General features: G+C 68.9%; 8 protein-coding genes and 1 pseudogene (1 of these 9 only partly in view). 3 read left to right on the forward strand and 6 right to left on the reverse strand.

Translation table 11 applies throughout. The features are described from left to right. The first annotated feature begins 21 nt into the window (after positions 1–21). Entirely contained in the window at positions 22–462 is a 441-nt protein-coding gene (locus E6G06_01770) for a hypothetical protein (GenBank protein TML93587.1), read from the forward strand. 514 nt (positions 463–976) lie between these two features. Here E6G06_01770 and E6G06_01775 read toward each other — a convergent pair. The 3 genes from E6G06_01775 to E6G06_01785 form a co-directional block, all read right to left on the reverse strand. Continuing rightward, positions 977–1,303: a hypothetical protein gene (locus E6G06_01775; GenBank protein TML93588.1), complete on the reverse strand. Its 327-nt coding sequence runs from the start codon at positions 1,301–1,303 to the stop codon at positions 977–979. A 359-nt stretch (positions 1,304–1,662) separates the two neighbouring features. After that, on the reverse strand, positions 1,663–2,148 hold the full coding sequence (locus E6G06_01780; GenBank protein ID TML93589.1) for a hypothetical protein: 486 nt from the start codon (positions 2,146–2,148) through the stop codon (positions 1,663–1,665). A 397-nt stretch (positions 2,149–2,545) separates the two neighbouring features. Further along, positions 2,546–3,106: a TIGR03086 family protein gene (locus tag E6G06_01785; protein ID TML93590.1), complete on the reverse strand. Its 561-nt coding sequence runs from the start codon at positions 3,104–3,106 to the stop codon at positions 2,546–2,548. A 257-nt stretch (positions 3,107–3,363) separates the two neighbouring features. Here E6G06_01785 and E6G06_01790 point away from each other — a divergent pair, with 257 nt between their 5' ends. Then, entirely contained in the window at positions 3,364–3,558 is a 195-nt protein-coding gene (locus tag E6G06_01790) for a hypothetical protein (protein ID TML93591.1), read from the forward strand. Positions 3,559–3,952: 394 nt separating this feature from the next. On the opposite strand, the gene E6G06_01795 is transcribed toward E6G06_01790, so the two are convergent. After that, positions 3,953–4,819, reverse strand: coding sequence for a hypothetical protein (locus E6G06_01795; GenBank protein TML93592.1), 867 nt, complete (start codon positions 4,817–4,819; stop codon positions 3,953–3,955). Between the two features lie 469 nt (positions 4,820–5,288). After that, a complete protein-coding gene (locus tag E6G06_01800; GenBank protein ID TML93593.1) occupies positions 5,289–5,981 on the reverse strand; it encodes a glycosyltransferase in 693 nt (230 codons plus the stop codon). A gap of 247 nt (positions 5,982–6,228) precedes the next feature. Between E6G06_01800 and E6G06_01805 the strand changes: the two genes are divergently transcribed. Then, positions 6,229–7,044, forward strand: coding sequence for a hypothetical protein (locus E6G06_01805; protein TML93594.1), 816 nt, complete (start codon positions 6,229–6,231; stop codon positions 7,042–7,044). An 843-nt stretch (positions 7,045–7,887) separates the two neighbouring features. Here E6G06_01805 and E6G06_01810 read toward each other — a convergent pair. Beyond that, a pseudogene (locus E6G06_01810) lies at positions 7,888–8,636 on the reverse strand (PKD domain-containing protein) (it continues 2,017 nt past the right edge of the window).

Consider the following 8,636-nt stretch of genomic DNA (forward strand, 5'->3'; position numbering starts at 1 on the left):
CATCGGAGAGCGGGACCGGGCATGATGACCTTCAGGATCATTGGATGCGTAACCAGGGGAGGACAGATGGCGGAGTCCGACAATGTGGCACTGATCGGGCGGATCTACGAGGCGTTCGGTCGTGGCGACATCGGCTACATCATCGACCAGCTCACGGACGACGTTCGCTGGGTGACCCACCTCGAACCGATCGTGCCCTGGTCGGGTGACTACTCCGGCAAGGCGAGCGTGCCGAAGTTCTTCGACGCCATCGCCAACTCGGTGCAGACGACCGCGTTCACTCCCCGCGAGTTCATCGCGCAAGCTGACACAGTCGTCTCGATGGGCGAGTACGGCTGCACCGTCAACGCGACCGGCAAGACCTCCCTCACCCCGTGGGTGTTCATCTGGAAGCTGCGCGACGGAAGGGTCACCAGCTACGAGCAGTTCCACGATCCCGCCCTCAGCGACGCCTTCCGGTAACCATCAGCGGGCGACTGCCGATCCGCTCGTCAGTCTGGGCGTCGAAGGTTCGATTGGCCAGCCGAAGTCGTTGAGGCCGAGGACGGGCTTACACGCACACTCCGCCGGTGCAGGTTCCGGCCCGGCAGAGACCGTTCTCGGCGGTCGCCACGTTGTTCACGCAGTACGGTCGTCGTCAATCGCTGCACACGGTGAGGCCATGACGGTCACGAGTGCCTCGGGCGCGGTCGAATCCGTGCCATGCCGTGATGAGACGTAAGGGGGTGACTGGAGCTTCCCCCGTCGGGGCGCTATCCGGTGGTGCAGCGCTTCACGGCGCTGCGCGCTGACGCGGCCAAGGCGTGCCGCCACGCTGTGGGCGACCGCTGGTGCGTCGACAAGATCCATTTGAACCGAGCATTCCCTGCGCGGGGAACGATCCGAGCGTTGACTTCCAGTTCCGGCTGCCCCCCTTTCCTCGACTACATCGCGGTCAACCGCGAGTTGTTCGATCTAACAACGCCGGGGGAGAACCTCAGGGCACCACGAGCGCGTGAGCCCAAACCGTCGGGGTGCCCGGTTTGTTCATCGCCGCAAGCAACACAGCCTCGTCGGCAGTGACCCACCCGTGGTGGGCGCACCTCGCTCGAGGAGCGGGTTCGTTGGGCGCGTGCGGAAGCCTCCAGGGGCCCAAGTAGAAGGTTGGCCCCTGGACTGGCACGAACAACATTCCCACCTCCGTTCTCTTGACGACACCGACGCGCGTCCGACACACGTCCTTTTCGCCCTCCTCGCCACAATCCACCCCGACCTCGTCCGGCAGGTTCGAGACGTCGATCGTCACGTTGTCGTCGTCGCTCATGTCGTCGACCCTACGCCTGGCTAGGGTGCGCGACTCTCAAATGCCCTGCGGCACGTGGGGTGTAGGGGCCACGACGCGCCGCCGTCCCCGGTGACGGACAGCTCCTGCACGGTGATGCCGCTACGGGTCCAGGCCCCGGGGGCCCCCGGCATCGGCGTGAGCCTTGACGAGTTGGGTTGCGAACTTGATGTTGGGCTTCCGGCCGGCGACGTCGCCGTATCCCTGGCGAGCGTCCGCCGGCGTGTGCATCTGCAGATCGCGGAGGTAAAGCGGGAGAAGCCCAGGCAGAGAAGCGTACGTGCCCGGCGCGAGCCCGTGACCGGCAGTCACAGGGCGGTGTGAGGAGGATCTCGCGCCGTTCACGAACCGGCGACTTTGGAGCGCAGATTCTCCAGCGTCCTCTTCATTCCCTGCTTGACCGCGCTACCGCGGATGAGGGCGTACGGGCCCTTCGCCAGCACGTTGGCCACGGGACCGAAGTCAACCTCGCACTCGTGCACTACACGCGTGCCTTCGCCGTCGGGAGCGAGCCGAAACCACCACTGGATGCGCCGAGGCTTGGGCGGGACCGACGGCATCGACGTCCACGACACGACCGTTGGCGGGTCGTACTCGACGACCTCTGACGCTGCCGTCATCTTCGTCGTTCTACCCATCACGCGGATTTCCTCGTCGGCTTCGAACTTCGTACCCCTGCCGACAGGCCCATCGCCGACCTGCCTCAGACTCTTCACCTCGCTGCTGCCGGACAACTCTGCGTGTCCCTTGATATCGCCCACGATAGCAAAGACGGCCTCGGGGCGGGCGTTCACTGTCAGTTCCTCGCTGTTGTGGAACCCGAGCATCTCTCGACTCCTCCAATTGCGATCCTGGCGATCGTTGGTAGTAGCAGACCGAGCGTCGTCCCGCGTGAAACACGACGGGCAGTGGCTGTCGGCTTTGCAGCGGTGCCACGGGTTTCGAGAAGGCGGGCGAACACGGTGGGCCACTGACCGGCGCAACGCCAGGTCATTACACAGGAGGCCCAGCCCGATGCACCAGCCGGGGCCATCCTCCTTTTCGGCGACAGCGCCCCAGCCGCCGTCCCGGCTGCTCCTCTACAACCGGGTCGCCCGTGGACCGGCTTCGCGCGAGCCCTGCGAGTTCGGGCGCGATCGGGGTGGCTTGGTGCGGGTCGTCCCAACAGGACGCCTGACCGACGAGGCAACCGAGCTGGTCGCCCGCGCGGCTGATCGTCGAAGGTCAGAGCGGGCGGCCGAGGAATGCCGCGAGCCGGTCCTCGGCTGAGGCATCGGGCGGGCAGCTACCCTCCGCGCCAAACACACCAGCGACTCGAACCTGCTCGGCGGGCATCACTTGTGCGGTCGCGTTGGCGGCCTCGGTGACGTCGGCGTCGAAGTCGATCCGCTGTCCGCTCGCCCGCGCGACGTCCCATCCGTGCTGGAACAGCTCGAGCGTCGCGAACCCTGCACCAATGGCGCCAGGGACCTCGCCGAAGGGCATCGTCCAGGTCCGGTCGAGGACGTTCGGCTGCGCCAGGGTGTCGCGCAGCACGGCGGCCCGTCTCTCGTACGACCCGCCCGGATCGTCGCCGACGTTGTCGTTGGCAAAGATCGATCCGTTGAACGGCTTGGTCCGCGCAGCGTCGTCGAACATCTCGACCACGCCGATCGTGTGGCTGAGCAGGGCGCGGGTGTCCCACTCGACGCACGGGGTTGACCCCGACAGCTGATCGGGTGTGACGCCGGCAACGATCCGCCCGGTCTGGTCGACGGCCTTGCGAAGCACGCTGATGGGATCCATGGCGCGGTTCTACACCTCCGCGACCGGATCTGTCTCGGCCGTCGCTGACTACGAGAGCCCGCTCAGGTTCGACGCGGAGGCCGCAACCCGACGATCATGAGACCCGTCGTATTCCCGCTCCGAGCCGTCGGACGACACTTGGCTGCGGTCGGGCGCGCACGGTTCCCGTTCAGCGTGGCTGATCGGAAGGTCGGAAGGGCGACTTCTACGCGTCCGACCTCGTCGCGGGCGACGCCAACGGCAAGGCCGACATCTTCGTGCGCGACCTCGTCGGCGCCACGACCACCCGCGCCAGCGTCGACAAGGCTGGCGGCGACTCCGACTCGTTCAGTCGTGAGCCGGCGATCACGGCCGACGGCAGGGCGGTTGCCTTCGAGTCGTTCGCCACCGACCTCGTGGGGGGCGATGGCAACAACACGGTGGACATCTTCTTGAGGCCATTGGCGCAGTAGCTGCTCATAGTCAACGGCCTGGGCGTTCCACCGCCACCGGCGACGCCACCCCACCGCGCTCGCGCCTGAACCGCCACCGCTCCTGAACATCTCGGGCCTTCAGCGCGCCCACACGCATGATCCGGGACCGACAGGGGCCGCGGGGAGCGAACCGCGCCACTTTCCGCCGGGTCCCGAAGCCTCATGATCACGCGCTCTAGAGTTTTCTGCGATCTTTTCTCGATCCCCCCGCCCCCGTCCCCCGTCGGGCCGGTCGAAAACCTTGAAGACCCTGGCAGGGAGCGGTTCGCGAGATCACCCGGGAACGCCAACCCCCGAATTGGGAACGCGTCGACCCAGGCCGCCGTCGCCGGCCCGGGCGGTCAGCTCAAGGCGTTGGGTTCGTTTCCCCAAATCATGAAGGCAGCGCCTGCATGACCTGGAAGCGGGCGAACGCCCGGTCGGCTTCCCGGCTGAGGCGCGCCCGGATGAGCGAGCACTTCTCGAGCGGACCCTCGTCGATCAGCGACATCGCGGCGCGCTCGAGCGCCTTGTCGTCGGCCTCGCCCCTCGCTTCTCGAACCGTCGCCACCCGGGCGCGAAGTTCGGCGGCGAAGTCACCGGGCGCGTCGTAGTACTCGTCGAGCAGGTCGCGGCCGACGTACTCCCACGACGGGTCGTCGACCGCCAGCGTCTCGCCGTCCGCGTTGGGGTCGGCGGCGATGATGATCTCCTCGACGTCATTGTCGATCGCGATTAAGCAGGCGACCTCGCGCCACTCTTCGGAGGAGAGGGCGTCGAGGTCCGAGTCGATGCGGGCGGCCATCCGCTCGAGGCACGAGGAGTACTGCTCCTCCAGTCCATGCTCCTCCCCGTGGGATGCGCCGGCCATGCGCTCGGCTTCGAGGCGCTCGAGTCGGTCCAACCGCACGTTGACGGCGGCGAACTGGTGGGCGGCCGTGAGCGCCATCGCGTTGTTGGGCTTGAGGGTCGCCACGGTCTCCTCGATGACCGCGGCCACGTCCTCCGGCTCCTCCCGGAACAGGCCGCGGGGGACGGGGACCGGCGAGCCGTAGACGCCGTGCCGAACCGCGTTCCTCGAGCTGCGCGCCTTGCCGTCCTCGGTCCGGGGACCGGTCGAGCGCTGGGCGTTGCGCCGGTTGGCGTCGATCCGCTGCTGGCTCGTCTCCCGGGCCGGGTCGTCGGAGGTGGACGCGGCGGACGAGAGCCCGTTGCTCTCGATCTGATCGTCAGCGCCGCCGGTTGGTTCGTTGGTTGCCATAGGGCCGTCCTTGGGGGAGTGACGCGCGAGGCGCGTCATCGTTTCGGTCGGCCACTGCGGGGGCACTCCGGTCGGTCATTGATACCACCGCGCGGACGGTCGTGGGGTGACTGCATCAGTCGCGAGCGCCGACGCGGTGACAAGGTGACCCGCGCCTACCCCGTTGCCAGCCGAGCCGAGGCAGGCGACATCACGATCGTGAGCGCGGCGTGGAACAGCGCGCTCCTCGACGAGCTGGAGGTCTTCCCTCAGGTCGACACGATGACCAGGTCGATGCCCTCTCCGCCGCCGTCGCCATGCATGACACGCGACCCCCGATCGCGATTAGCGGCGCTGCGCTCCAGGCGGCCAACCGGGACCTCCCGGCGCACTTCCCCCTGGCGCCGCTGACCGCGCGACGATCGACTCGGTGCCCTCCGGGGTCGATCGCGTAGTGGCCGGGGTTCCTTTCAGAAGTCCCCAAGCGGGCCTACTCCGCGGCATGAGGGCTGCCGGCGAGCACGCTCGAAGCCGTGAGCCGACCCAGGACCGCCTCGGTGCACAAGTCCTGCTCGAAGGTCCGGCGGGCGGCGGAGGCGAGACGGGTCGCGAGCTCGTTGTCGGAGAGCACGAGCTGGATCGCGTCGGCCAGCTCGCGCGGCGAGTCCGCGATGAGCAACGCTTGGCCGCTGGGCAACTCCAGCCCCCTCACGAGCGCGCCGGTGGCGACGACGGGTCGCTGGGCGGCCATGGCCTCGATCAGCTTGAACGGCACGCCGCCGCGCCGGCGGATGGGCAGCGCCATCACTCGACAGCCCGCCACGAACCCGGCGGCGTCGCCCACGGGACCCACCACCTGCACGTTGGGGGTGAGGTTCAGCCGCTGCTCGATGTCGGCGGGCATGCCGGTGCCCGCGAGGCGCACGCGCACGTCGGGCGCGAGGACCCGAAGCAACGGCAACACGTCGTCGACGAGCACGATGGCCGCGTCGAGGGTGGGGGTGTACGCATAGCTGCCGATGAAGCCCACGATCGGCCTGTCGGGCAGGCGCGACGGGGAGATCGACGACGCGGGGATGGCGTTGGGCACGACGATCACACGGTGGTAGGCGGAGATCGCCGCGAGCCGAGCCGCCTCCGGCTCCGACGCACACCAGATCTCGTCCACGTCGGGAAGGAACAGACGCTCCTGGGAGCGGGCCGCGAGATGGTTGGCGACGAGACCCGGGAGCTTGAGCGGGTTGCGGGCGCCGTACGCCCGTTGATGCGCGCGGTGCCGCCGAAAGCAAGGCCCTCATCTCGCGGGCGCGGCGCGCCGACGCGCACGTTCGGGTCTACACCCAACCCGCCCGGGCCCAGTTCGGCGGGAGCCCGCGCGCCCTCGGGAACCGGGTCGCGCCGGCCGTGCACGAGGCAGTCGCGTGACGCGGGTGCTGACCGTACTGCCGGCGATGCCACTCCCGGCGACGGCGGGGCTCTCGCTCAGGATGGTGGAGGAGCTCCAGATCGTCCGGGCGCTCGGTTGTCACAGCACCGTGCTCGCGTTCCAGACCGAAGACGATGACCCCGGCGCTGAGCGGTTGAGCACCCTCTGCGACGAGGCGATCGCGGGAGGCCAGAGGGTTCCCTACCAGGTCTTCTCGGCGGCTGAGCGTGCGCAGCAACACCTGCAGTTCGTCTACAACGCGCTGCGCCACCGACGGGGCGACATCTATCCGTTGTCGGTCCGCTACGACCGGATGGGAGCAAAGGACGTCGTCGCCGACGCCGTCGCACGGACGAAGCCCGACTTCGTGATCCTCCCGTCGTTCCTGTCGCACTACGCCCCGGTGGTGGCGGGCGCCGGTTGCGGCACCGTCATCGATGCTGCCGACGTCCTGCGCGACCTGACCCGGGCGTTCGTGCGGTTGATGACGCGCACGAACTGCGTTGATGACGCGGCCGATCGGGGGGCTACCGATCTCGACGATGCTCTGGCAGAGCTCGGCAACGGGGATCGCTTCGGGTCCAGCGATGTCGAAACAGCCCCTCGCCGGATGGCGGAGATGCAAATCGACGAGCTCGACGGGGTCCTCCACGTGCCGCGACTGCACCAGCGGCGCGCCGCGTCCGACACCGGTGAACGTTCGGGCAAATGGGGCGCGAGATGGCGCCGGGGGATGCTGGGGAAATCCCCCGGCGCCATCGGGTCAGGGACTCCCATTGGCTGCGTCGGGGGCGGGGGAACGACAGCAGCCCCCACGTGAGCACGGGGTAGAAGGCCAGGTAGCCCGCGTCGGCCGCGGAGGGGAAGGGCGCGGTGCCACGCACCACGTCGAAGTAGAACCAGCCCATCTCTCCCGCCAGTGGCACGCCAAGGCGGCGGCGATGAGGCGCCAGGCCCGCCGGGCGCGGGGCTCGACCTGGCGCCGGGCGGCCACGCTCCAGGCCAGCGCGGCGGCCAAGAGGCTGGTGGGCAAGAAGGCGGCGTTGCTGATCAGCGGCCGGTGCGAGGCGCCGCCCCAGTGGAACACCACCCAGAGGCCGAAGCCGAGCGCGTAGGCGGTGACGGCCGCGCCCAGCTTGGCGTCCCAGCTTCGGGGCCACCGCAGGCCGTCTCGAACCGCGATCTGGCGTCGAAACCCTTCCGCCCACTGCCCCAGCGACGTGTGAGCCATGGCATCTGTATCGGGCGCCGGACGCCGTCGCATGAACCGAGCCGAGGCGAAACGAGCCCATCGGATCCGGCGCTGCGGCCGACGCGTTGCTGCCGGGGCCGCAGGGGGACCAGCGCGTGCGTGAAAAGAGCGTCTGAAATGCTGCGTACATCAAGGTGAACTTCGTCCCGCGCTCGATCGCGGTGGTGACGAGCATCAAGAACACCAGCGGCTCAGGCCGCACCTTCCTGGTTGCCCGCGCGGTTTGTCCGAACGTCGATCACAACAACAACCCAGCAGACGACCACGTCGTACGGCCGGGGAAACAAGGCCGCGAAATCGGTGTTGCAGCTCACGCCGCTTTTCAGCTTGCTCCGAGGCGAGCACCTACTCAAGAGCAAGCGACGGACACGGCCGGGCCCTGAAGAGCTCAGCCCCCGAGTGGCGGCCCCCTCAATCGACGAGCAACTGTGCAGTTGCCCAAGTCGCTCCCGATCCCGCCGAGATCGTCGCCGTGCCCACGCCCACGCCGGTCGCCAGTCCGTTGGCGTCCACCGTGGCCAGGCCGGGGTCGCTGCTCGACCAGGTGACACTGGACGTGAGATCGGCGGTGGAGCCGTCGGTGTAGGTGCCGGTGGCGCGGAACTGTTGGGTCGCGCCCGCAGGCACCGAGGCAAGCACGGGATCGACCGCCAGTGATACGAGCGCGGGCGGCGTTACCTGCATGAGCGCGCTGCCCCCGAGTGCCCCGCTCGTGGCCGAGATCGTCGCGGTGCCCACGCTCACGCCGGTCGCCAGTCCGTTGGCGTCCACCGTGGCCAGGCTGGGGTCGCTGCTCGACCAGGTGACACTGGACGTGAGATCGGCGGTGGAGCCGTCGGTGTAGGTGCCGGTGGCGCGGAACTGTTGGGTGGCGCCCGCGGGCACCGAGGCGAGCACGGGGTCGACCGCGAGTGAAGCGAGGACAGCAGGAGTCACCTGCATGAACGCGCTGCCCCGCACCGCGCCGCTCGTGGCCGAGACAGTCGCGGTGCCCACGCCCACGCCGGTCGCCAGTCCGTTGGCGTCCACCGTGGCCAGGCCGGGGTCGCTGCTCGACCAGGTGACACTGGACGTGAGATCGGCGGTGGAGCCGTCGGTGTAGGTGCCGGTGGCGCGGAACTGTTGGGTGGCGCCCGCGGGCACCGAGGCGAGCACGGGGT

Source organism: Actinomycetota bacterium (assembly GCA_005888325.1).
In the GTDB taxonomy this organism is placed as follows: Bacteria; Actinomycetota; Acidimicrobiia; order Acidimicrobiales; family AC-14; genus AC-14.